This is a genomic window from Bradyrhizobium sp., assembly GCF_035484855.1.
In the GTDB taxonomy this organism is placed as follows: domain Bacteria; phylum Pseudomonadota; class Alphaproteobacteria; order Rhizobiales; family Xanthobacteraceae; genus Bradyrhizobium.
Map to the genome: position 1 here is coordinate 13,934 of NZ_DATHOP010000162.1, position 22,756 is coordinate 36,689.

The 22,756-nt window shown below is 62.5% G+C and carries 21 protein-coding genes; 6 read left to right on the plus strand and 15 right to left on the minus strand.

Annotated elements, in window-relative coordinates; all coding sequences use genetic code 11:
- Window positions 1-80 precede the first annotated feature (80 nt).
- Together VK804_RS18380 and VK804_RS18385 are read right to left on the minus strand one after the other, a co-directional pair.
- Window positions 81-848, minus strand: coding sequence for an SDR family oxidoreductase (locus VK804_RS18380; protein WP_325372818.1), 768 nt, complete (start codon window positions 846-848; stop codon window positions 81-83).
- Window positions 849-991: 143 nt separating this feature from the next.
- Window positions 992-1,693 carry a histidine phosphatase family protein gene (locus VK804_RS18385; protein WP_325372820.1) on the minus strand — a complete coding sequence of 234 codons (702 nt, stop codon included), beginning with the start codon at window positions 1,691-1,693 and terminating at the stop codon, window positions 992-994.
- Window positions 1,694-1,845: 152 nt separating this feature from the next.
- On the opposite strand from VK804_RS18385, the gene VK804_RS18390 reads away from it, so the two are divergent.
- Together VK804_RS18390 and VK804_RS18395 are read left to right on the plus strand one after the other, a co-directional pair.
- On the plus strand, window positions 1,846-2,631 hold the full coding sequence (locus tag VK804_RS18390; protein WP_325372822.1) for an SDR family oxidoreductase: 786 nt from the start codon (window positions 1,846-1,848) through the stop codon (window positions 2,629-2,631).
- Between the two features lie 130 nt (window positions 2,632-2,761).
- Window positions 2,762-3,730 carry an alpha/beta hydrolase gene (locus VK804_RS18395; protein WP_325372824.1) on the plus strand — a complete coding sequence of 323 codons (969 nt, stop codon included), beginning with the start codon at window positions 2,762-2,764 and terminating at the stop codon, window positions 3,728-3,730.
- 99 nt (window positions 3,731-3,829) lie between these two features.
- Here the strand turns inward: VK804_RS18395 and VK804_RS18400 are convergent, their stop codons facing one another.
- Both VK804_RS18400 and VK804_RS18405 read right to left on the minus strand, forming a co-directional pair.
- Window positions 3,830-4,891: a phosphotransferase family protein gene (locus tag VK804_RS18400; protein ID WP_325372826.1), complete on the minus strand. Its 1,062-nt coding sequence runs from the start codon at window positions 4,889-4,891 to the stop codon at window positions 3,830-3,832.
- Window positions 4,892-5,068: 177 nt separating this feature from the next.
- Complete coding sequence (locus VK804_RS18405; RefSeq protein WP_325372828.1) at window positions 5,069-6,307, minus strand: acyl-CoA dehydrogenase family protein; 1,239 nt, start codon at window positions 6,305-6,307, stop codon at window positions 5,069-5,071.
- Window positions 6,308-6,513: 206 nt separating this feature from the next.
- Between VK804_RS18405 and VK804_RS18410 the strand changes: the two genes are divergently transcribed.
- Both VK804_RS18410 and VK804_RS18415 read left to right on the plus strand, forming a co-directional pair.
- The gene (locus VK804_RS18410; RefSeq protein WP_325372830.1) at window positions 6,514-7,176 is read left to right on the plus strand and encodes a TetR/AcrR family transcriptional regulator; all 663 of its coding nucleotides are present in this window, start codon (window positions 6,514-6,516) and stop codon (window positions 7,174-7,176) included.
- Window positions 7,177-7,322: 146 nt separating this feature from the next.
- Entirely contained in the window at window positions 7,323-8,183 is an 861-nt protein-coding gene (locus VK804_RS18415) for a DUF1036 domain-containing protein (protein ID WP_325372832.1), read from the plus strand.
- Between the two features lie 209 nt (window positions 8,184-8,392).
- Here VK804_RS18415 and VK804_RS18420 read toward each other — a convergent pair whose 3' ends face one another.
- From VK804_RS18420 to VK804_RS18435, 4 genes are read right to left on the minus strand one after another with little or no spacing between them, the layout of a single operon-like run.
- Window positions 8,393-9,379 carry a hypothetical protein gene (locus tag VK804_RS18420; RefSeq protein ID WP_325372834.1) on the minus strand — a complete coding sequence of 329 codons (987 nt, stop codon included), beginning with the start codon at window positions 9,377-9,379 and terminating at the stop codon, window positions 8,393-8,395.
- 11 nt (window positions 9,380-9,390) lie between these two features.
- Window positions 9,391-9,663, minus strand: a complete 273-nt coding sequence (locus VK804_RS18425; RefSeq protein ID WP_325372836.1) for a WXG100 family type VII secretion target — start codon at window positions 9,661-9,663, stop codon at window positions 9,391-9,393.
- 4 nt (window positions 9,664-9,667) lie between these two features.
- Window positions 9,668-9,949, minus strand: a complete 282-nt coding sequence (locus tag VK804_RS18430; protein ID WP_325372838.1) for a hypothetical protein — start codon at window positions 9,947-9,949, stop codon at window positions 9,668-9,670.
- A complete protein-coding gene (locus VK804_RS18435; protein WP_325372840.1) occupies window positions 9,946-13,401 on the minus strand; it encodes an FtsK/SpoIIIE domain-containing protein in 3,456 nt (1,151 codons plus the stop codon). The genes VK804_RS18430 and VK804_RS18435 overlap by 4 nt, the downstream gene beginning before the upstream one ends.
- 500 nt (window positions 13,402-13,901) lie before the next feature.
- Here VK804_RS18435 and VK804_RS18440 point away from each other — a divergent pair, with 500 nt between their 5' ends.
- On the plus strand, window positions 13,902-14,516 hold the full coding sequence (locus VK804_RS18440) for a hypothetical protein (protein ID WP_325372842.1): 615 nt from the start codon (window positions 13,902-13,904) through the stop codon (window positions 14,514-14,516).
- A gap of 27 nt (window positions 14,517-14,543) precedes the next feature.
- Here the strand turns inward: VK804_RS18440 and VK804_RS18445 are convergent, their stop codons facing one another.
- The 7 genes from VK804_RS18445 to VK804_RS18475 form a co-directional block, all read right to left on the minus strand.
- Window positions 14,544-15,176: a PilZ domain-containing protein gene (locus tag VK804_RS18445; RefSeq protein WP_325372865.1), complete on the minus strand. Its 633-nt coding sequence runs from the start codon at window positions 15,174-15,176 to the stop codon at window positions 14,544-14,546.
- Window positions 15,177-15,240: 64 nt separating this feature from the next.
- Window positions 15,241-15,552 (minus strand): Flp family type IVb pilin, encoded by a 312-nt coding sequence (locus VK804_RS18450; protein WP_325372844.1) that lies wholly within the window; start codon window positions 15,550-15,552, stop codon window positions 15,241-15,243.
- Between the two features lie 30 nt (window positions 15,553-15,582).
- Window positions 15,583-16,845 carry an MFS transporter gene (locus VK804_RS18455; RefSeq protein ID WP_325372846.1) on the minus strand — a complete coding sequence of 421 codons (1,263 nt, stop codon included), beginning with the start codon at window positions 16,843-16,845 and terminating at the stop codon, window positions 15,583-15,585.
- A 176-nt stretch (window positions 16,846-17,021) separates the two neighbouring features.
- On the minus strand, window positions 17,022-17,279 hold the full coding sequence (locus tag VK804_RS18460; protein ID WP_325372848.1) for a hypothetical protein: 258 nt from the start codon (window positions 17,277-17,279) through the stop codon (window positions 17,022-17,024).
- A gap of 51 nt (window positions 17,280-17,330) precedes the next feature.
- On the minus strand, window positions 17,331-19,274 hold the full coding sequence (locus VK804_RS18465) for a phospholipase D-like domain-containing protein (protein WP_325372850.1): 1,944 nt from the start codon (window positions 19,272-19,274) through the stop codon (window positions 17,331-17,333).
- A gap of 414 nt (window positions 19,275-19,688) precedes the next feature.
- Entirely contained in the window at window positions 19,689-20,873 is a 1,185-nt protein-coding gene (locus VK804_RS18470; RefSeq protein WP_325372852.1) for a CoA transferase, read from the minus strand.
- A 66-nt stretch (window positions 20,874-20,939) separates the two neighbouring features.
- A complete protein-coding gene (locus VK804_RS18475) occupies window positions 20,940-21,824 on the minus strand; it encodes an LLM class F420-dependent oxidoreductase (protein ID WP_325372854.1) in 885 nt (294 codons plus the stop codon).
- A 171-nt stretch (window positions 21,825-21,995) separates the two neighbouring features.
- Here VK804_RS18475 and VK804_RS18480 point away from each other — a divergent pair.
- A partial coding sequence (locus VK804_RS18480) for an LLM class flavin-dependent oxidoreductase (protein ID WP_325372858.1) occupies window positions 21,996-22,756 on the plus strand: 761 nt, incomplete at its 3' end.

The window sequence follows — 22,756 nt, forward strand, 5'->3', positions numbered from 1 at the left end:
GAACCCGGAATCCCGAGATTGTGGCACGAGATTTCGGGTTCGCGCTTACGCGCGCCCCGGAATGACGAGTATCGGCAATCTCAACTGATCGTCGCACCCCCGTCGATCACAATCGTCTGCCCGGTCATGAAATCGCCGGCCTTCGACCCCATCAGGACCGCGGCGCCGGCGATTTCGTCCGGGGTGCCGATGCGCAGCAGCGGCGAGCGCGCGGTGGAGGCCTTCAGCGTTTCCGGATTGTCCCACAGCGCTTTCGCGAAATCGGTCTTGATCAGGCCCGGCGCGATGCAGTTCACGCGGATATTGTGCTTGCCGTATTCGCAGGCGAGGTTGCGGGCGAGCTGCATGTCGGCCGCTTTCGAGATCGCATAGGCGCCGAGCACGGTCGAGCCCTTCAGCCCGCCGATCGAGGAGACGATGACGATCGAGCCGTCCTTGCGCGCGATCATCTGCGGCACCACCATCGAGATCAGCCAGTTGTTGGCGACGATGTTGTTATCGAGGATTTTCCGGAACTGGTCGTCGGAGATGCCGCCGAGCGGCCCGTAATAGGGATTGGACGCGGCGTTGCAGACCAGCACGTCGATCTTGCCGAAGGTGCGATTAGTCTCGTCGACCAGGTGCTGCAGGTTTTCCTTGCTGGAAATGTTCGCCGCGATCGAGGCGGCGGTGCCGTTACCGTATTTGTCGTTGATCTCCTTCGTCACCTGGTCGCAGACATCCTGCTTGCGCGAGGACACCACCACCCTGGCGCCGTGCTCCGCCATGCGCTCGGCGATGGCGCGGCCGATGCCTTTCGTCGAGCCGGTGATGACGGCAACTTTCCCCTTCATGTCGAACAGGCTCATGTTTCTCTCCCGGATGTGATTTTGATTTTCGTTTCTAACGTCATTCCGGGGCGATGCGAAGCATCGAACCCGGAATCTCGAGATTCCCCGGTGCGCAATTGCGCATCTGCGGTCTGGTCCTTCGGACCATCCCGGAATGACAACTAGGCCAGCTTCAGTTCCGGCCCGGCAGGCTGATGCATGGCGTTGTGCGAGGCATCCGCGATCCAGGGCTGCTGGTTGACCATCGGCAACCGCCAGTTCGAATGGCCCTCGCTTGCGAAATGATCGAGCCGCGTCACCGAGCAATTGTCGACATCGAAGGCGAGCCCCTTCTCCGGCTGCTCGCCGAGCGCCAGCCCGATCGCCGCCTTGATGGTGCCGCCATGGGCGACCGCGATCACCTCCCTGCCCGCATGCTCGGCGTTGATCCGCAGGATCGCGCCGCGCACGCGATTATAGAGATCCATGAAACTTTCGCCGCCCGGAGCCGGTTCGCCGATATCGGCGAACCAGTGGCTGCCGACCGGCCGGCTCGCGATGAACGCCGCGCGGTTCATGCCCTGCCATTGCCCGAGATGCTGCTCGGCAAGCGCTGCCTCCTGCGCCATCGCGGCCGGTCTCGGAAATCCGGCAGCCCAGATCGCGTCTGCGGTCTGATGCGTCCGCTTCAGATTGCTGGAAACCCAGACCGCGTTGCGCGGCAGGATTTTCCCAACCGCTTCGAATACCACTCGGTCGGAGGTATCGCAGCCGAGGTCCTTCTGGCCGTAGATGCAGCCATTGTCCTCGCGCACCGGCGCGTGACGCACCCACCACCAACGTGTCGTCACCACAGCGCGGGATGGTTTTACCGGATTGGACATCGCTTGTACCCTTCAATAGTGTCGGGGTGTCGTACGTCAGAGCATCGATCGCCTCAAGTGACTTGATCATGAAGTTGGGCGTTTGAAATCCTGTTTGAATTCCGCAAGGCGGCAAGCGCCTGCGATGAGAGAAGGCTGCAAGGGAGCAACGCATGGGCCGCCTCGAAGGCAAATCCGTCATCATCACCGGCGCCGGCAGCGGCATCGGCCGCGCGGCCTCGCTGCTCTTCACCAAAGAGGGCGCCAAACTGATCGCGGTCGACCGCAGCGACGGCGTAAAGGAAACCGCAAAACTCGTCAGCGACTCCGGGGGTACCGTCGAGGCCGTGATGGCGGATGCCGGTTCCGAAAAGGACGTGATCGCCTTCATCGACAAGGCGCTATCGAAATACGGCAAGCTCGATGCGATCTGGGCCAATGCGGGCATCAGCGGCGGGCTGGTGTCGATTGCCGACCAGACGGTCGAACACTGGCAGGAGATTTTGCGCATCAACCTGATCGGGCCTTTTCTCGCGATCAAGCATTCGATGCCGCACATGATCAAACAGAAATCCGGCGCCATCGTCTGCACCGCGTCGGTGGCGGGGCTGAAGGCCGGCGCCAGCGGCCATCCCTACGCCGCGAGCAAGGCCGGCGTCATCAGCCTCGTTCAAACCACCGCCTATTCGCTGTCAGGCACCGGCGTGCGCATCAACGCGGTGTGCCCCGGCCTGATCGAGACCGGCATGACGAAGCCGATCTTCGACAATGCGAAAACGCGCGGCACCGAGGGCAAGATCGGCCAGCTCAATCCGTTGAAGCGCGCCGGCCAGCCGCACGAACTCGCGGCGATGGGCTTGTTCCTGGCGAGCGATGAAGCCTCCTATGTCAACGGCCAGGCGTTCCCGGTCGACGGCGGGCTGACGGCATCAATGCCGTATGCGGGGAAGCCGATTTAGATTTCACGCGGGGCGCGCGGTCCCGGGATAACAAAAAGGCGTGACCGCCGGTCTTGGAAAATGGCTCTCGCCGGTCGATGTTGCGCGTTATCGTTCGAGCGCGACCGCCGCAAACACTCGGGGAAACATCGTGACCATACAACCGGAATTTGCCACGGTTCAAACCAACGGCATTCGGCTGCGGGTGGCGCTCGCGGGAAAGGGACCGCTGGTCGTCCTGGTGCACGGCTGGCCGGAGAGCTGGTACTCCTGGCGGCATCAGATTCCGGCCCTTGCTGAAGCGGGCTATCGCGTCGCCGCGCCTGATGTCCGTGGCTATGGCGGCAGCGACAAGCCAGCCGCGATCGAGGCCTATGCGATCAAGGAGATGTGCGCCGACATCGCGGGGCTCGTCGAAGCTCTCGGCGAGCGGCAGGCAATTCTGGTCGGCCACGATTGGGGAGCGCCCATTGTCTGGCACACTTCGCTGTTCTTTCCGCAGAGCGTTCGGGCGGTCGCCGCGCTGAGCGTCCCCCATGCCGGAAGAGGCCCGGTCCACCGCATCGAGCTGTTTCGAAACATCTACAAGGACCGCTTCTTCTATCAGCTCTATTTCCAGCAACCTGGTGTCGCGGAGGCCGAATTCGAGACCGACGTGCGCGCTTCCTTACGGAAAATCTACTATGCGGCTTCGGGCGAAGGCAGGAAGGCGGCACCCAGACCGGCCGAGCCGGCCGACGCGAAATACCTCGACGGTCTGGTGGACCCGAATCCGCTGCCGGATTGGCTCACGCCCGACGACCTCGACTATTACACCGGGGAATTCGCAAGGAGTGGCTTTCGCGGACCGCTCAACCGTTACCGCACGTCCGAGCTCGACTTCGCCCAGCAGGCGGAGATTGCTACCCGCCGGATCGAGCAACCGGCGGCCTTTATCGCCGGCAGCCTTGAACCGGTTCTCAGCTTCCTCCCGGGGGTCGACCTGGTCGCGCGCATGCGCGAGCACGTAACCGATCTGCGGCTCGTTCGAATTATCGACGGCGCCGGCCATTGGGTGCAGCAGGAGCGCCCCGCCGAAGTGAATGCGGCTCTATTGGAGTTTCTGGGAGGCTTGGCCTGATCGGGCGAGGTCGCAGGCGCGCGTCCTCAGCGACAAGCGCTACGCGCTTGCGCGAGGAATGACGAGAAAAAAGGGTGCATCCATGACGCGCCCCTCAATTTAAACCGCCCCCGCCTTCTGCGCGTATTCCCACGACGCCTTCGACAGCGGCACCGTGCGCTTGGCGGATTCCATGGCCTTGGCGTTGGCGGCGGTGCCGTCGCGGATGCGCCCCGCAATGCCCTGGGTGATGCCGGCCAGCCGGAACAGATTGTAGGAGAAATACCAGTTCAGGTCCGGCACCCTGGTGTTGGTGACGTTGCAATAGATCTGCGCCGCCTCGTCCATGCTGGGAATATTGAGCGCCACGAGGTCGGCATTGGCCAGCCCCGGCATGGTCCATTGCATCAGCAGATAGGTGAAATCGGCCATGGGATCGCCGAGCGTCGACAGCTCCCAGTCCAGTACGGCCTGCACCCGCGGCTCGGTTGGATGGAAGATCATGTTGTCGAGCCGGTAGTCGCCATGGACGATCGCCACCCGCTCCTGCGGCGGCACGGTTTTGGGCAGCCATTCGGCGAGCTTTTCGAACTCCGGAATGTGCTGGGTCTCCGACGCCCGGTACTGCTTGGTCCAGCGGTCGACCTGGCGGGCGAAATAATTGCCGGGCTTGCCGAAGTCGCCGAGACCGATGGCCTGGGGATCGTAGGTGTGCAGTTTCGCCAGCGTCTCGATCTTGCTGGTGAAGATCTTGCGGCGGTCCTCCCGCGTCTGGCTCGGCAGCGACGGGTCCCAGAACACCCGGCCCTCTTCCATCGACATGATGTAGAAGGCGGCACCGATCACGGTGTCGTCGGTGCACAGCGCATAGGCTTTCGCCGCCGGAAAGCCCGGCTGCTTGCCGAGCGCGGCGATGACGCGGAACTCGCGATCGACCGCATGCGCCGAGGGCAGCAATTTGCCGAACGGCCGGCGGCGCATCACATAGGATCGGGCTGGCGTGTCGAGCCGGTAGGTCGGGTTCGACTGGCCGCCCTTGAATTGCAGGACGGTCAGCGGTCCCGCAAAACCCTCGACGTGCTCAGCCATCCAGCCGGCGAGACGAATCTCGTCGATCCGGTGCCGCTCCTCGACCGGCTTGGTGCCGGAAAATTCCTCGTCCTTCCTGACGCCGTCGGCCACGATGACGCTCCCTAACCCTTATTGTCCGTCATTCCGGGGCGATGCCAACGGGTCCGCGCCAAGCGCGGCCCGATGACAGGCTCCGCATCGAACCCGGAATCTCGAGATTCCGGATATGGTCCTTCGGACCATTCCGGAATGACGGCATTTGGAGCGCCGCCACGGCGCTCCTTTTGCTTAATGGTTCGTAGGAGCGTTTGCATACTTCCGAAGTTCAAGTCTGGCAATGGCGCGGTTATGGACCTCGTCCGGACCATCGGCCAGCCGCATGGTGCGCATCGAGGCATAGTCGCGCGCCAGCCCCGCTTCGTCGGAGACGCCGGCCCCGCCGAACGCCTGGATGGCGTTGTCGATGATCTTCAGCGCCATGTTGGGCGCCGCCACCTTGATCATGGCGATCTCGAGCTGGGCGGTCTTGTTGCCGACCTTGTCCATCATGTCGGCGGCCTTGAGACAAAGCAGCCGGTTCATCTCGATGTCGGTGCGGGCTTCCGCGATGCGCTGCTCCCAGATCGAATATTCGACGATCTTCCTGCCGAACGCAGTGCGCGACGACAGCCGCTTCACCATTTTCTCCAGCGCCTCCTCGGCCTTGCCGATGGTGCGCATGCAGTGATGGATGCGGCCCGGCCCGAGACGCCCTTGCGCGATTTCAAAACCCCTGCCCTCACCGAGCAGGATATTGCTGGCGGGAACCCGGACGTTTTCCAGCAGCACCTGGGCGTGGCCGTGCGGCGCGTCGTCGTAGCCGAACACCGGCAGCATCTTCTCGACCTTGATGCCCTTGGTGTCGAGCGGCACCAGGATCTGCGACTGCTGCTGGTGGCGCGGCGCCTTCGGATCGGTCTTGCCCATCACGATCGCGATCTTGCAGCGGGGATCGCCGACGCCCGACGACCACCATTTGCGGCCGTTGATGACGTAATGATCGCCGTCTTTTTCGATGCGGGTTTCGATGTTGGTGGCGTCCGACGACGCCACGGCAGGCTCGGTCATCAGGAAGGCGGAACGGATTTCGCCGTTCATCAGCGGGCGCAGCCACTGCTTCTTGTGCTCCTTGGTGCCGTAGCGCATCAGCACCTCCATGTTGCCGGTGTCCGGCGCGGAGCAGTTGAATACTTCCGAGGCCCAGCTGAGATGGCCCATCTCTTCGGCGAGCGGCGCGTATTCGAGGTTGCTCAATCCCGCGCCGCGGAATTCGTCGTCCTCATGCGACGACGGCGGCATGAACATGTTCCAGAGCCCTTCGGCGCGCGCCTGCTTCTTCAGGTCCTCCAGCACCGGGATCACCTTCCAGCGCGCGCCCTCGGCGTCCTGCTGCTTGTAGATGGGCACCGCGGGCCGCACGTGCTTGGTCATGAACGACTGCACGCGGCCCAGCCATTCCTTCTGGCGATCTGACATATTGAAGTCCATCGGACACTCCCTGCTTACGGTTCTAAAATTGTTGGCCGCACTGTCTCCCCGCCGCCTCGACACCGCAAGATCATTTCGCGGGCGCAACGGTTGTAATGACGGTGCTGTGAAGGCACGGAAAGCTAAAGCGCGCTCGCGCGGATTGACAATTCCCACCCTTCAAACGATAGTTTCATACAAATGTTTGAAATGCAACCGGGTTAGCCATGCCGTCGGATCAGACCCGCACCGCGATCCTCGCCGCCGCCGAACGGCTCTACGCCGACCGCGGTTTCGGCGACGTCACGCTGCGCGACATCGTCGCGGCGGCGAATGTCAATCTCGCGGCGGTGAATTATCATTTCGGCTCCAAGGACGAATTGATCGCCGAGCTGTTCGTCACCCGTTCGCTCGCCACTAACCGCGAGCGGCTCAACGAATTGAAGCGGGCGGAAGAAGCCGGCGGCGGCCGCGCCGACATCGCCGCCATCCTGCGCGCATTGGTGGGACCAACCTTGCGCGGCTGTCTCGGCCCCGACCGCGAGCGCTCTACGGCCGCGCGATTCATGATCCGCGCCTCGATCGAGTCGGTGCCGCCGATCCGCCGCATCCGCAATCGCGAAATCGATCATCTGCGAAAATTCGCCGCCGCCATGCGCCGTTCGCTGCCCGATCGCGACCCGGTCGACTTCTACTGGGGCCTGCATTTTGCGCTCGCCATGGCGCACCAGACCATCCGCGACAGCGAGCGGCTGACGAAACTGTCGGAGGGCATGTGCGATCTGAATGATGTCCAGGGGATTATCGAGCGGATCGTGGCGGTGACGGTGATGGCGCTGACCGGACGTGAGGTGGAGAGCAAGGCACCCACGAGAGCGCTGGCGCGCTAGCAGTTGCCGGGCCGCCGTAGGGGCCCGGCGCACGGCACGCTTAGTGCCGTTGGCCTCTGGTTAAGGTTGCGGTTTCTCATGTAAGCTCGGGGACGTTCCGATACTCAGTTTGCCTTTTGCCCGCTTTTGGGGGCGCAAAGTCCAGGATGACCACTCCTCCCAGCACCAACCCCATTGGCGCATGGACCGTCGGCGGCTTCGTCGTCGCTCTGATCCTGCTCGGCTATGGAATCTCGCGGGACGTTGGCGTGCCTCCTTCCCCACCGATCGCGGCCCCTGCACCCACCCCGACAGCTGCGCCAGCGTCGCGATGTGCACGGAGCGACGTCTACGATCAGGCGGCGCAAGGTGGCGTTCAGACGCTACGGGACTATATTCGCGAGTGCGCGCCCAACGGAGCATTCGTCCCTCGAGCCAAGTCCCTTCTAGAGTCTCGCCTCTACGAGTCTTCGCTCGCGTGCATCCGATCGAGCTGCTCTCCTGATCCCTGCCTTGCGCAATATACGTCGGAATTTTCATCCGGCCCCCTCATCGCGACGCTGAAGAACGAGACTGAGACTGCGCGCAATTCGCCACGCTGCAGGCCGCCCGGTGCGTCCACTTTCGCCTTCAAGATCTGCAATCAGACGCCGTTCAACGTGCAGGTCGCAGTGATGGCACGCCAGAACCAGAATGCGCCGTGGCTGGTCCAGGGATGGGCTATGGTCTATGCCAATGGATGCGGAATCGCCGGCAATTTCGCCAAGGGCGAATTCTATGCCGTGGGAATTGGACCCAACGGCATGCGATGGGGCAATCTCGACACGTCGTGGTGTGTCGTGCTCGGTCAACGCTTCCAGCGGCCGAACAATACCGCCTGTCAAGCCGGCGAGGTATCGATCCCCTTTCAGCGTTTCCAGGTCACTGACGAACAGTTCGTCTGGACCCTCAACTTTACCGGCAACGCCGGCTCACGCCCCATTGGGCGCCCCGTCGACATAGGGACCCCGACGCAGATTGGCAGGTAACTCCTAGTCATCCAGTCTTTCCGCTGCCATCAACGCCCGCTCCAACCGCTCGACGGCACCCTGGTATCGCCGAAGCACATCCTGTGCGGGCGACCAGAATTGCTCTGCAAACTGCCGTGCCGTCTCATCCCGCCAGACTGCCGAAGCCCTTTTCCAGGCCAAGGTCACCGCCTTCGCAGCGTCGCCGAGAAGCTGAGCCGAGGGCTGCGTCATTGGCCACTTGTGCGAGCAGAGGCATCAACAACCTCGGCCGGAATGAATTTCCAACCCAGGTCGAGCGCAACGAAAATGCGGTGACGACCGTTCACGACATGCCACTTGCCGGTCCGGTCAATCTCAAGCCGGACGAACTCCTTTGAGAAGCGCCGATCAAAGAAGTGGCCCCACAGATCGGCAAGGCTTGAGGGATGGGGGAAGCCGCGGGGATCGATTCTCCCATTCGCGCGGTCGAATGTCGCGCAGGCATCGCGTCCGCCCTCGGGCGCGCTCTGCAGCAGCGGTATCAATTCGCTCCATAACCTCTGAAGCCCGACAATCATGTCCTCATAGCTGACGCCCTTGCGAAAGTCGTGACGGTCCGGAAGTTCGACGCGATCGAGTTGCGAAATGGGAGCCCAGACGAACCCTTTGGGCAATATCGGCAGTTCATCAGGCGAGACAGCGTGCACGGGATCGGATTGAGCATGCGGGGAGTCCGGCATCCAGGGAAGCGCCCTGCTCCCATCGGCCGAGGGCGACGATCCACCCCGCGCCACGGGAACGCCGCCTGGAAGCCCGACGCTCAGGGCGTCAATAGCCTGCGCATGTTTGCGCGACAAAAAGGCAATAGCCGCTGGAACAGTGGATTCCATCAGGGAACGCCATCGCCCGAGCGCCAACGCGTGCTCGGCTGTAGCCGAGCCCAGTTCGGCCTGGGCCCCCTCTATTTGTTCGAGCCGGCGGCGTAGCCTGTCTAGTTGACACCGCCGCTCGGCGTCGCCGCCTTCGCGACCGTCCGGCTCATCTTCGCCGGCCGAATACTCCAACTCCTCGATCCTTGCTTCGAGAGCATGGCGGCGTCCGGCGAGATCCTGTTTCGCCCGCGACGCTCGCAGCCGAAGCGCATCGGGAATGCCGCGCGTGCGGTCACGAAATCGAACGAGCGCCGTGCGGAACTCCGCCAGTGCGCCGATGTCGTGCAGTTCCGCGCCAGCCATCGACCTTCATCCTAGCGGCGGCCGAGATAGCTATCGACCTTGTCGGCCTTTCGGCGCAGATAGCTGGCATAGGATTCCGAGGCGCGGCAAAACTGGTTCAGCGCTTCCAGTGTCGGCAGATAGGACTGCTCGAAGGTGGAATATCTTGAATCCTTCCAAACCTGGGAAAGCTCCCTGCGATTGGCTTCCAGGGCGCGTTGCTGTTCGCGCAGGGTCGACACCTCGCGCTGGAGCACGGAGGCAAAGCGACGCAATTCTGCGGGATCGACGATGATTTGCGTCACGATCTCAACCTCCCGGTTTCTCGCGGTGAATTTCATCAGCTTCGGCGGCGCGGGCATCGATCGATGGCGCGATCCTGCTGATTTCCGCCCGCAACCCCGCAAGCCGTGCCTCGACCTTCTGGATTTCCTGCACGAACCGCCCATACTCGCGGTCGCGCCAGCTTGACCCAAGTCGCTCGATTTCCATGTGAAGCACTGACATGCTTCTGGCTGTGACCTCGGAGTATCGCTTCAGATGATCGGAGAACGAACGCAATCGTACGGGGTCTATATAGGCCGGACTCATGATCCAACTCCTCCACGCGCTTCTCCGCTGGCACCGGTCCTGCTTGAAAGTCGGCTGGCGGATGCAAGGAACCAATCATTGCTTGTCACCGCATAGGGACGGAAAACCTCGATCTCACCAGGCCTGTCCGCATCGAAGCTGATCAGCCGATGCGGCTTGTCGAGGCGAGCGGCCTGTCCACCGTCGATCAGAGCAACCGAATCCTGCTCCGACATCGGGCCAACGATCCTGCGGCAGAATTCATCCGCCATTCTCCGATCCAGCACACGCGCGGCTGAGCTCTGGCTGTCAGCCCATGCCACGATATGAATTCCCACTTCCGGTCCCTCGCGCAGCAGCTTTGCAAACATCCGGCGCAAGTCGGCACTTCCATCGGGCTCCGACCAGCTTGCCGTTTCCTCCTCACGCAATTCACGCACGCGATGAATGCCGGCCAGAACGAGGAAAATCGTCTCGTCGACCGGCGTGTCAAGTTCGATGCGCTGATCGAGTTGGCGACTGAGCTGCTCCAGCGTCCGGGCGAACTCGCGGCGCGACAATATCCGGCCGGCCTGCGGAAGCGCCTTGGTGAGCTGCGCCAGCGATCCTGCAAACGGCCCGTCCGCGCTGCTCATGTCGACAACATGGAAGGCCCCTTTTGCGGGCGAAAACTGCGCCGCAAGGGAAAGCAACGCCATTTGTATCAGCATCACCGCCTGGCTCTCGTCTCGCAGGACTATTAGCAGGTTGGCTCCCGACTGGCGTAACAGCCGCACCGCTACTGGCGGACGTAGCGCGATCGGCTCTCCCAGCCACACGTCCGCGAAGCGAACGGCCTGCGGCCAGTCCGGCGCAGCGAAAGCTGCGGCCAGCGGCAGGCATTCCTCCGCTTTCGCTGGGCGATGCCCCTCGAACACCACCGGGCGCCGGACCGGTCCTCGCCAGGCCGCGACCCTAGGCGCCAGCAACCGGGCCAGCGTCGCCTCCCTCGCCTCATCGTCGCCCATGTCGGCGACCTGAAACCGGTGATTACCTTCGATCAGGCCGCGCTGGTCGTTGTAGATGGCCTCGCCAGGCCGCGAAAGGAGGCGCGCATCGGGATTGTCGTCCGCCAGCGCCAGACGCGAATCGGCTTCCGTGCACTGAAGGACGATGCGAACAGCCATCTGATCCGAAATAGATCTCGGCAAGGCGAAGCTTCCCGCGAGCGTCTGCGACGCCAGCACGATGTGAATGCCGAAAGCCCTGCCCTGACTTACCAGCCGATCGATGATCATAGTCGCTTCGCTGGAGAGCTGGTCGTCGACCGTGAAGAAGATGCGGAATTCGTCCACCAGCAGCAATATACGCGGCAGCTTCTGGCCGGTTCGATTCCGCCAGTCGGTCAGACCGGGCACGCCGGCGTCCCGGAACAGATCGCCGCGGCGATTCATCTCTGCGAGCAAACCACGCAAAACGCTCAGGCCGAACTCACGCTCGCTCTGAATTGCGATGACTCTTGCATGAGGAAGCGAAACGTCCGCATACAGTTTGAATTCGACGCCCTGCTTGAAGTCGATGAGGTAGAGCTCGAGCTCGTCGGGAGCGTATTTGAGCGCCAGCGTCGTGATAAGCACATGAAGCAGGTTGCTCTTGCCCGATCCGGTTTGACCGACGATGAGCGCATGATGCGCCGTACCCCGGCCGAATACCAGCTCCTGAAACCTTCGGGCGCCGCTCGGCCCGAGCGGAACCGTCAACTGATCAGAGGTGAGCGCGGTCTTTTCCTCCCATCGCTCCGATGCAAGTCCGGCATGGGCAGCAAGATCGGAGAATGGCGCGCTGACCCTCATGCCGGCTTCGGCGAGTTCGCCATGGCCCTTGACGAAACGTTGAGTCAGCTCGGCGGGAGGGGCTTCATCCAATGTCAGCCGCCAGGACGCCAGATCGGGATCGATCACGCTGAAATCGCCGTCGCGTTCATCGACATTTGCGAGGTGAGGACGAAGCTCCTCGAGACTCACGCCGTAGGGCATCGATCTCGACGTATCCGCAATGATCAACGGATACACGCCGCAGCGCGGTCCGTTTTGCGCAATGCTGACCAGGCGGCGCGCCGACGTTTCAGTAAAGTTGGCCGGGAAGTCGCAGACTGCCACGACACGATACGCCTCAACGACGTGCCCCGCGTTGGCATTGTAATGCTCGATCGTCTTGTGCTCGTCGCGCAGGTATTTCTGAATCACCGTCTCCATGTGTTGGGTGAGTTCCGCCAGGCGCTGCTCGATATGCGATTGTTCGCTCCACGACCGGCCGCCAACCAAATCGTCGTGATAGTCTCCGAGCGCAAGAAGGGGCGCCACGTTTTGCCCAAGCCCGATCGGATCAATGAAGGTAAAGCGCAGTTTGCCCGGCGGAACACCCGCGACCAGCCTCGCCGCGATACTTTGCACGGCCGCGGCCTGGCGAGCCTTGGCCGTGCCGCTTGAAACGAACAGCGCGCCGCGGCCGGGCGCAAAGGGCAATAGGGCCGAGATTGGCGCGAGATGCTCCGCAGGCCGGAGCCTCACCTCCAGCTCCGCCGTCGGCGGCGCCAGCATCCCGACCCGGAGACAATCCAGCGGCGTTTCGGCCGGCGACCATTCCGACCATGCGGGCGCACCGAGCCCCATCACGGTTGCGCCGCCCAAATCGTGGAAGCGGCTGATAGCGTCGTTGGCGGTGCGCACTCGAGCGGAATAGTCGGCCCTGAGCACCGCCTCTTCGTTTTCCAGTTCGGCGAGCCTCGACTGCTGAACGGACCGCGCCTCGTCGCGGCTGGCCTGAAGCGCCGAGCGCAGGCGGCCTTCCCGAACAAGCAGGTTTGCAAGAGCTTCCCTGAGAAGGGCCGCAGCGCTCGCAAAGGCGGACCTTATATGTGTCCTCTGCTTTTCGATCTTGAACATGTTGTCGAACACGACACCAACGCCAATGGCGGTCGCTCCGAGACAAAGGGCCTTGAACGGCCCTATTCCATTCGTGAAGAGTGATCCAACGACAAACAGACCGAACCCGACCCCGGCAATCTTGAGGCCTGTTTCGCGTCGCCCGCTGAAAGCGTCGTACGCGCTCTTGCGCGGGATGTCTGCATAGAACTTCCACGCGTTGGCCACCCCTACCAGATCGAATTCCTCTGCAAATTTGTTCGACAGCCCCTTGGCCGTTTCGACGGAAACCGAGGTATCCACGATACAATGCTGGGTGCCCAATTCATCCAGCCACGCCTTCGCGTTTTTCGACGCCCCGCCAACGGCCGTGTCCTCGGCATCAAGACTTCGGATCCTTTGCTCGAGCGTCCTGTCCGCCTCCCTCCGCTCTACGTCGATTCGCGCGAGCTCGGTTCGAGCTTTTTCGATCAGTTCGTCATTGATGCGCCGAACGATTGCGCGCGCGACCGCAGCCGGATCCTTGCGCCGCATCGAAGCGGCGCGCCCCTCCTCGACATTGCCTTGCATCCGGCCCCCCATCCCCAAGAATGCAGGTCATGGTAACTGACCGCGGGAGGCTAGGCCAGCACGACTCGCTACCTACAGCTGCGACGCGAGACGTATTGGCAGTTGCGGCGAGATACCGGGATATCGCAAGCGCGAGCCGATAAGGTCCCATTCCACTCCGCCGGATAACTCCCTGATTTTCCATCATATCCAGCTTCGCGTCATCATACCCGATCGTCGCCTGCAATTTCGTGCCGCTGATGAAGGTCGAGGTGGCGCCAGCGAAGAAAGCACAGTGCCTGCATCTCGTCGGTCATGGCGCTTGCGGCCCCGCCGAAAGCCGGACAAGAGGTTTCGGCGCAACGATGCGCGCCAGCGCAATGGTGCAGGTTCCGATCGAAAACAAGCCGCTTGCAGGACGTCGGGCCGACGCTGTCCGCCCTACCCTGATACTTCCGGGAGGATCTTTTTCCACCATTGGGGTTCCACCAAAAACACCCCGTTAACCCCTGGGTGCAAAGATGCCGACCCGCTCGGAGGGGATTGCCTTGAACTTTGAGAATGGAACGCTTCACAGCATTCGCTCGGTCAGCCAGCGTGCCCTGGCGGCCTCGTGGGCGCGGCTCGGCAAGGAGAGTATGCCGTCATTCGATCGGTTCGATCCCGAGCCCGGGATTCACGATCCGAAACAGCTGGTGGTATGGAAAGTGGAGGTCACGGACGGTCAACTGGACTTTCGGGCGCTATACCGCGGAAGATCGATTGACGACGCCTTCAACGAAGGTTGGACCGGAAAGACGCTGCGTGAGGTATCGCCGCCGGCATTGCAGCCTGCGATCATGAGCGCGTCGGATCACTGCGCCAGTACCGGTTGTGCGGTTTACACGGTGCTTCGAACCTATAATGGCGCAGGATTGCCTGTCGAGCTGGAGCGTCTTCTCCTGCCCTTCGGCAAGAACGGTCGCGTCAAGATCGTCGTTGCCTCGCTGCAACTGACCAGTCCGGACGAACGCAGCAGGATCACAAAGGATTTCGAAGCGCAGCTGGAGATCGTGATGTCGGCCAGAATATCAGCCGCCATCATCAACAACGCGTTGGAGCGAGATTCGAATCGTCAGCCCGCTCTGTCTTCCTGATTGATACGCGTAACGCGATGTCAGCGCTCAGCGCGGCGCGGCAGGTTGCGGCAGGGCTCGCACAATCAACCGGTTGAGATCGAAGCGGTTCTGGGTCTCGACGAATTTGACCGCGAATCCGTCCGGCAGGTGCCTGACGACGCGGCCGATGCAGGCTCCGATGGCAAGCGGCATTCCCACCGGAGGCTGCACCTGGGCGGAGACCGCGGCACCGGAGACCGACATGTCGATGATGAAGCACCCATGGACGCTGCCGTCCATCAGGGCGAGCGTCGAGTGCGGACTCTCCGGGATGATGCGCGCATCCTTTCTGACGTCGCGGATGCTGGGATTTTTCTGCTTCTGTTCCAGCCACGTGAGCTTGCTCGCGAACTTCTCGCGCACGGGTTTGGTCATCTCGAGTTCGAGCAGGAAGCCGCCGGGCATCGTGTCGCCGATCCGGCCGTCGAACTTGCCGAAATCGCGGAAGTAGGATGTGAGGCGGTCGCCGACCTTGCCGACCACCGGCACTTCAACCATCATCCGGAACGGCGAAACGCGCGTCGTGCGGCAGGCGAAGGTGCGTGGCTTTCCCTGCGGGTCATACCAGTTTGGCAGGGTATAGTTCCCGCCGACGATGATTTTGACGGCCCGTTGCTTGAGAAAGTGTTCGACCGACACGTCAGGGCCGGTAGCGTCAGGGGCGGTGGCAGTTGCGACGCGGGGCGGCATGGCTATCGCCCCGTTATTTCAATGAACTGTCGAGCGGCGCAAACCCGACATCCAGCCTGGCGCCTGCGCCGTTCACCACGGCCCTGATGGCGAGCGAAATACCAGCGGCGATCGATCGATATTCGATTGCGGTCGCGCCGGTGTCGTCAGCCCAGAATTTTCGAACCGAAGGTATCATAGGCCGACGCTGGGGCCACCGGGTGAATTCAAAGTAAAATGCCGACGAAAATCCGGCAAATGGGAAATTTTTGCTTAACGCTTCGTTGCCATGTCGTAAGGCATCGCGGAACTTTTTTCGCGTAACGCGATCATTCCTGGTGAGCATGCAACCGTGCGAAACGGCTGGCGCATCGGCTCACCGCACATTCGCCGGCGCGTGCACCGGCCAGAGATCGGCGCGCCAACGCAGCGCGATCGCCGTCATCGCGATCAGCCCGAAGACCGCATAGAGCGTGCCGGTCGCCGAATAGCCGATCAGATCGATCAGGCTGCCGGCCGCGAGCAGTCCGAGCGGCAGGCCGTAGATGACCAGCATGCGCACCCCCATCACGCGGCCGCGCAGATGCGCGCTCGCCGAACGCATCAGGATCACGGCGGCCGAAATCATCGACATGCTCTGTGCCATGCCGGCGAGCACCAGACAGGCCATCGCCACCGGCATGGCCCTGATCTCCACGAACACCAGCAGCATCGCGTACCAGGCCAGCGTGGCGCCGATCAGAAGCCTGGCGATACGCAAGCCACCCGCCAGACTGACCGTGATCGAACCGATCAGCGAGCCCACCGCAAAACTCGCCGACAGATAGCCGAGTCCGGTCTGGTCGGTGTGAAAGATATCGCGCGCCACGTAAGGAAGCAGTCCGTTGGTCAGCGGAAACGCGGTCAGGTTGGCGAGGAACGCGACGCAGAGCGCCGCGCGCATGCCGGGACCGCTCCAGGCATAAACAATACCCTCCTTGAGGTCGCGCAGCAGCGCGGATCCGGGCAAGCCATGCGAGGTGTGATCGAACGAGCCGTGGGATTGTGCCGGCCGGGCCAGACACAACATCAGGATGGCGGCCACGAAATAGAGACCGGTGATCGCCACGTAGGTGAAACCAATGCCGAGAATGGCAAACAGTCCGGCGCCGGTCAAAGCGCCGGCGATGCGGGCGCTGTCTTGCGTCGTCCGCGAAAGGCTGATCGCTCCGATCAGTTGCGCTGGAGGCATGATGTCGGCAAGCAATGCACCGCGGACGCCGAGGTCGGAGGGACGGATCAGGCCCATGATCGCGACGATGATCATGACATTGAACGGAGCCAGATAGCCGGTCAGCGCCAGCGTCATGGTGGTCGCGGAGAGCACCGTATAGGTAAAGCGCATCGCGGCCAGAAGATCGCGATGCCCCATGCGGTCCCCGATCATCCCGAAGATCGGCGCGACCAGTGTGCCGACATACTGCAACGACGCGAGCACGGTCAGCAGCAGCACCGAGCCGGTCTCGACCATGATGTACCAGCCGAGCACAAGCGTCTCGACCTCAAACGCCCAGGAGGTGAGCAGGTCGGAAGGCCATTGAAAGCGGTAGTTGCGGATGTGGAACGGCGCCAGCGCAGAACTCCGCGCACCCCCGCTCAAGACGCGATGACGCGTTTCACGACGTTCCCTGCCCTTTTCTTCATTCTTTGTGGGAAGCTTCCCAGTCGGGCACCGTAGCGCTGGCAATATCTGTGTCAACCGAGGGGGCGGCATACCGCGTACCCGGCGACATCGACTCACGACCCGCCGCAGCGTTGCGCCGGCGACGCTCGCAATCAGCCGAAGACTTCACGCTCCAGGAAATGGAGATCGTTCTGATCGAAATACCGCTGCGACCAGGCATCATCGGTATAGAGGAACATGGCCTGCGCAATCGCCGCCTGCTGTTTCACCTGCGGTTGCTTTATGACCTTTCCCCCGCTGACCTGCCCTTTGGCAGCTGAAGCCGGGGCGGCGGCCGATGCCGGGGCGGCCTTTTTCACCGCCTTCTTGGCCTTGTTCGCGGTCGATTTCTTCGTGGTGGCTTTCTTCATCGTCGTTACTTTCGTGGTGCCAGCTGTTTGCCGCGTTTCATGTCAGGTGAATTACTTGCGCCCTGCCCGGCCTTTTTTGGGCTTTTTCCTGGAAGGCTTCTTCTTGGGAGGCGCCTTCTTCTTTGAAGGCTTTTTCTTCGGGGCCTTCTTCACTTTCGCCGCTGCCCTCTTGGCCGTCGCTGCCGCTGCCTTCTTCGGAGCCTTCTTCTTCGGAGACTTTTTCTTCGGCGCTTTCTTCACTTTCGGCACTGCCGTCTTGCTGGCCGCCGCCGCCCCCGCATTCTTCTTTGGGGCTGCTTTCTTCGGATTGGCCATGCGGTCGAGGAAGTTGTAGTGATCGATGAGTCCGAGCGCCTCGATCGCAAACACCGTGGCGACGTCGGCGTCATGAATCGCGAGAAGGTTGTCGCCATTTTGCTCTTCGCCGAGCAACGCCAGGTTCGACGAACCGCAATAAACCACCGGATCGTTGCCGTTGAGGCCGCAGACCACGAATTTATCGTGAATCTCGTGTCCCGGAAGACTCGGCACCTGGTCGAACGGCGGCGGCAGGATGACGTTGCTGGGTTTGCCGGTGACCTGGACCCCGGTCGCCTTGCCAGGCGCGTAGAGGAAGATGCCCGCGGGCTGGTCAGAGATGCCGTAGCTGTACACCGACTGCGTCGCATGGAGTGCACCGAGCGTCTGAACGACAGGGCCCGAAGTCCGGGCAAGCTGCATCACCGCAAAAATCACATTGCCTTTGGCCGAACTTGTCTCCTGTTTGATGCGGGCAGACAGATCGCCAAGGACCTTGGTCGCATCGGCAACCGTATGCGGCGAATATGTAATCTGCATTTTCGGCACGAAGCCGGGTTGGGAGCTATAGGGCTGAGTGGCGAGAGTGGAACTGCTGAACGCATCCGCCACCGGTTTGCTCGGCGTTTTCTGGCCACTCAATACCTGCCAGCTCTTCTCGAAAACCTGATCATAGTGGCCGGCGACGTTGGCGTCCTCGAAGACCAGGACGTGATTGGCATTCACATAAAGTCCGGTCAGGGAGAAGTTGGTGGAGCCGGTGAGAACCTCTATGGCGCTGTCGTTCCTCAAGACGATGAAAATCTTGTCGTGGGAGAAGCGATCGAAACACCCGCGCACGATATCGGACGGAGCTTTCTTCTGCTGGTTGAACAGGTCGGTGAACTGGTCTTCCGGCGTCTTGGGTTTGCCTGGCTGGGTGTCGTGCAACGTCGCATTGTCCAGAATCATGCGCAGGCGCCCCTGCCCTGCCAGCGTCAGCATGATTTTTACGATGTCCGGTTCGTTGAAGTCGTAGGCGAACACCTTGAGCGTGAGGCCCGGATCGTTGAGCACCTTGTTGAGCACGGCAAAAACCTGCTCGCGCGCGGTCTCGCCCATCCAGCTGTAGATCTGCGCAAAGGTGACCGGCTGTCCGTTGTTGGTGCCGGCCTGCGTGCTGGTGTCGAATTCGAGGTCCTTGGTCTTGGGGACGACCGGCGTACTCGCCCCGAAATGATGGACGTAGGCTCCCGACTGCATGTATCCTCGGGTGAATCCGAGCGAGACCGCGCCTTTCTTGAACGGCCCAACGGGCGCTTTCACCGAGGCGCTCAGGCTGGAGTCCAGCGCCTGCATGGACCCGGTGGCGTCGAAGTAGCGCGGAGTCACCGTGTAGGTGTAATCCCCAAGCGTCGGCGAGACCCCTTGATGGGCCGTGCCCGGATAATGGGTCCAGCGGTATTTCTGGACGGGAGCATTCGCGGTGGAGTTGGGCTGCTCGCCTGCGACCTGCTTGTGTTTGCTGGGATCCTCAAACTGAAGATCGTTCATCAAATAATAGCCGGGCACCTGTCCCGGCGGCTGGCAAAAGATGGTGAAGCCCGCAAGATCTTTTGCGTTGTCCGCGCTCTGAAAATTGAACGCCAACAGGGTTTTTATATCGCCGGCATAGGCTTTCACGGAAAAGGAATGGACGATCGGGCTTTGGACAAACATCGAAATGACCTCGGCATGAGTGGCGCCAGCTGGCGAAATCAATATGGATGGCCTTCTTCCACAGTATCCCGGTCAAATCGGAGAAATGCAACTTCCAAGAACATCTTTTTCGACGACAACCGGTGTCGCCGCTTGGATCGGGCCGGGATGACTTTTCACTCTCGTTGTTGGGGTCCGATGCCTTGACCTATCTTTGGCTCAGGGATAGCCATGCGCCGACATGGATACAGAAGATCAAGGAAATCGGCTTGAAGCAATTCCTCGCCAAACAAGCGGGTTCGAATGATCCTGCCTTCATCGCCCGCTTTGTCCTGCACATGTGCACGCACGACTTCATGAACGAGGTCTCGGCGATCAAGGCTCCCACGCTCATCGTTGCGGCGGGCAAGGAAAAAATCGGACGCGCGAAGGCCCCTAGATCGCTCCCGCTTTGCGCAGCGCGGCGATTGACGCTGCATCATAGCCAAGTTCGCCGAGCACGAGATCGGTGTGCTCGCCGAGCGTTGGCGGGCGGGTGACGATTCCGCCCGGGGTCTGCGAAAGCCGCACCGCGGCGCGCGCGACCGGCGCAGGGTTCGGCAAACCCGGATAATCCACACTGGTCATGAAGCCCGCCGCACGAATGTGCGGGTGATCCAGCGCCTGCTGCGGGCTCAGCACGGGGCCGGCCGGTATCTGCGCTCTTCCAAGCGTATCGACGGCTTCCTGCGTCGTGCGCTCGGCGCACCAGCGCGCCATCCTTTGACTGATCAGCGGACCGTTGTCGCCACGCTTGATGTCATCGGAAAAACGCGGATCGTTCAGCCAGCTGTCTTCACCCATTAATTTCGTCCAGCGAACGAACAGCGGCTGTCCCGTCACCTGGCAAAGCACCCAGCCGTCGGTGGTGCGGTAGATGTCGGCAGGCGCGGAGGTCTGGCCGAGGTTGCCGGTCGGAACCCGGTTGACCGCTATCACCGCCTGTTCGATCAGGGTTGCATTGGTAAAGGTCAGCGCAGTTGCCAGCAGCGCGCCTTCCACGATCTGCCCGCGGCCCGACTTGCCGCGCTCGATCAAGGCGGCGAGCGTGCCGAAGGCGCAATGCAGCGCTGTGCCGAAGTCGACCCAGGGCACCGCCGCGCGGTAAGGCGGATCGCCCGCGCCCGTCATATAGACCGCGCCCGACATGACCTGCCCGATCCCGTCGAAGCCGACCCGATCCGACCACGGCCCCGGTCCGCCGAATGCGGTCGCGGTCGTGAGAATGATGTCGGGCTTGATCGCCTTCAGCGATTCGTAGTCGAGCTTCATCGCCCGCAGCGTCTGCGGCGGCAGGTTGGCGACCACCACGTCCGATCTCGCGACCAGCCGGCGCAGCACCTCCTGCCCTTCCGCCTTCATCGGGTCGAGCGTGATGCATTTCTTGTTGCGGTTGATCTGCAGGAACAGCGCGCCCTCACCGCCCTTGCCCACCGGTGCCACGAAGCGGTCTTCGCTGCCGTCGCGTTTCTCCACGCGGATCACCTCCGCGCCGAATTCGGCAAGCAATGTCGCGCAATACGGCCCCGCAATGTAGCGCCCGAAGTCGAGCACCCGAACCCCTTCCAGAACTCCCCCCATCGATCGATCCCTCTCCTCCTCGTTGCGCAGCCAGATCTGCAATAAGCCCGATGCGCTTCGGAACTGTTACGCGTTCGCGTAAGGCCTGATGATCTCCTCGCCGAAGCGGGCCAGGGTCGTTTCGAGATCGGGCAGGAACGCCGTCACCGGCAGCGCAAGGCGGCCCGCGCCCTGCGCGATGCGCTCCTCGACGGCCGCGCGCGGGTCGGAGCCGGATTTCGGCAGCGCGCCGGGACAGCCGAGGATCAATTCCACCATCGCGGGATCGCGGCCGGCCTGCTCGGCCGAACGGCGCACGACGTCGAGCAGCGGCAGGGTGTCGACCTGGGCACCGATTGAGGGGAAGAAGCCGTCGCCCAGCCGGCCGGCGCGGCGGGCGGCCGCTTCGGAGTGGCCACCGACGACAATCGGTACTGTTTTCGCGACCGGCTTCGGATTGCAGCTCACGTGATCGAATTTCACAAACTCGCCCGCGAAGCTGGCGCCGTCGCCCGCCCACAATGCGCGCATGGCCGCGACATACTCGTCGGCGCGCTTGCCGCGACGCTCGAAAGGGACGCCGAGCGCCTCGAACTCCTCTTTCAGCCAACCCACCCCGATGCCGAGTTCGATCCGGCCGCCGCTGAGATAGTCGAGGGTCGCGACCTCCTTGGCCAGCACCAGCGGGTTGCGTTGCGGCAGGATCATCACGGCCGTCATGAAGCGCAGCCGCGTGGTCGCGGCGGCGACCCACGTCAGCCAGATCAGCGGATCTGGAAATTTCATCGATGGACCGCCCGGCAATCGGCCGCCCGGCGCATAGGGATAGACGCTGGTGTAGCTGTCGGGAAACACGACGTGCTCGACAGCGAACACCGAATCGAATCCGGCCGCCTCCGCCAGGCGCACCAGGCGGCGCGCCCCTTCAGGATCGGAGAACGCGATGTTGCCGAAGTGCAGGGCGAATTTCATGATAGCCGTTCCATCCCGGATCGAGCGGCGCGTTCGATCGGCGCCTTCCAGACGCTATCATGACACGCTGCGAGGGCATCGGCGAGCCGCTGTTCACGGCAGCCCCCGGCGTGCCCACACCTGTTCAAGCGACCCAACCCTTCGTATCCTCGGGCTAGGGAGGACATGACGATGAAGCTTGGTCTGGCCATCGGTTATTCGGGCGCACATCTGGAGGTGCCGGTCGCACTCGTGCAGCGCGCGGAAGAGCTCGGTTACGATTCGGTCTGGTCGGCCGAGGCCTATGGCTCCGACGCGATCACGCCGCTCGCCTTCCTCGCAGCCCAGACCAGCCGCATCAAGCTCGGCACCGGCATCATGCAGTTGGCCGCGCGAACGCCGGCCAACGCCGCCATGTCGGCCGCCAGCATCGACGCGATGGCCGGCGGCGGCCGCTTCATCGCAGGCCTGGGTGTCTCCGGACCGCAGATCGTCGAGGGCTGGTACGGCCAGCCCTGGGGCAGGCCCTATTATCGGGTCAAGGACTATGTCGCGATCATGCGCAAGATCTTCAAGCGCGAAGGCCCCGTGACGCACGAAGGCCGCGAAATCAGCCTGCCCTACCAGGGCGAGGGCTCCGCCGGCCTCGCCAAGCCGCTGAAGTCGATCCTGCACATGAACCCCGACATCCCGATCTATCTCGCCACCGGCGGTGAGGCGATGGTCAAGCTGACGGCTGAGATCGCCGACGGCTGGCTGCCAATGGGCTTCGTGCCGGGCGCCTTGGAGGAGTACGGCCCGTGGCTCGAGGAAGGCTTCCGCCGCGCCGGCAACGGCAAGAGCTTGAAGGATTTCACCATCCAGGCCTCCGTCCATGTCGAGGTCGACAACGACGTGAAAGGGGCGCTGACGCGCCTCAAGCCGGAGGTGGCGCTCTATGTGGGCGGCATGGG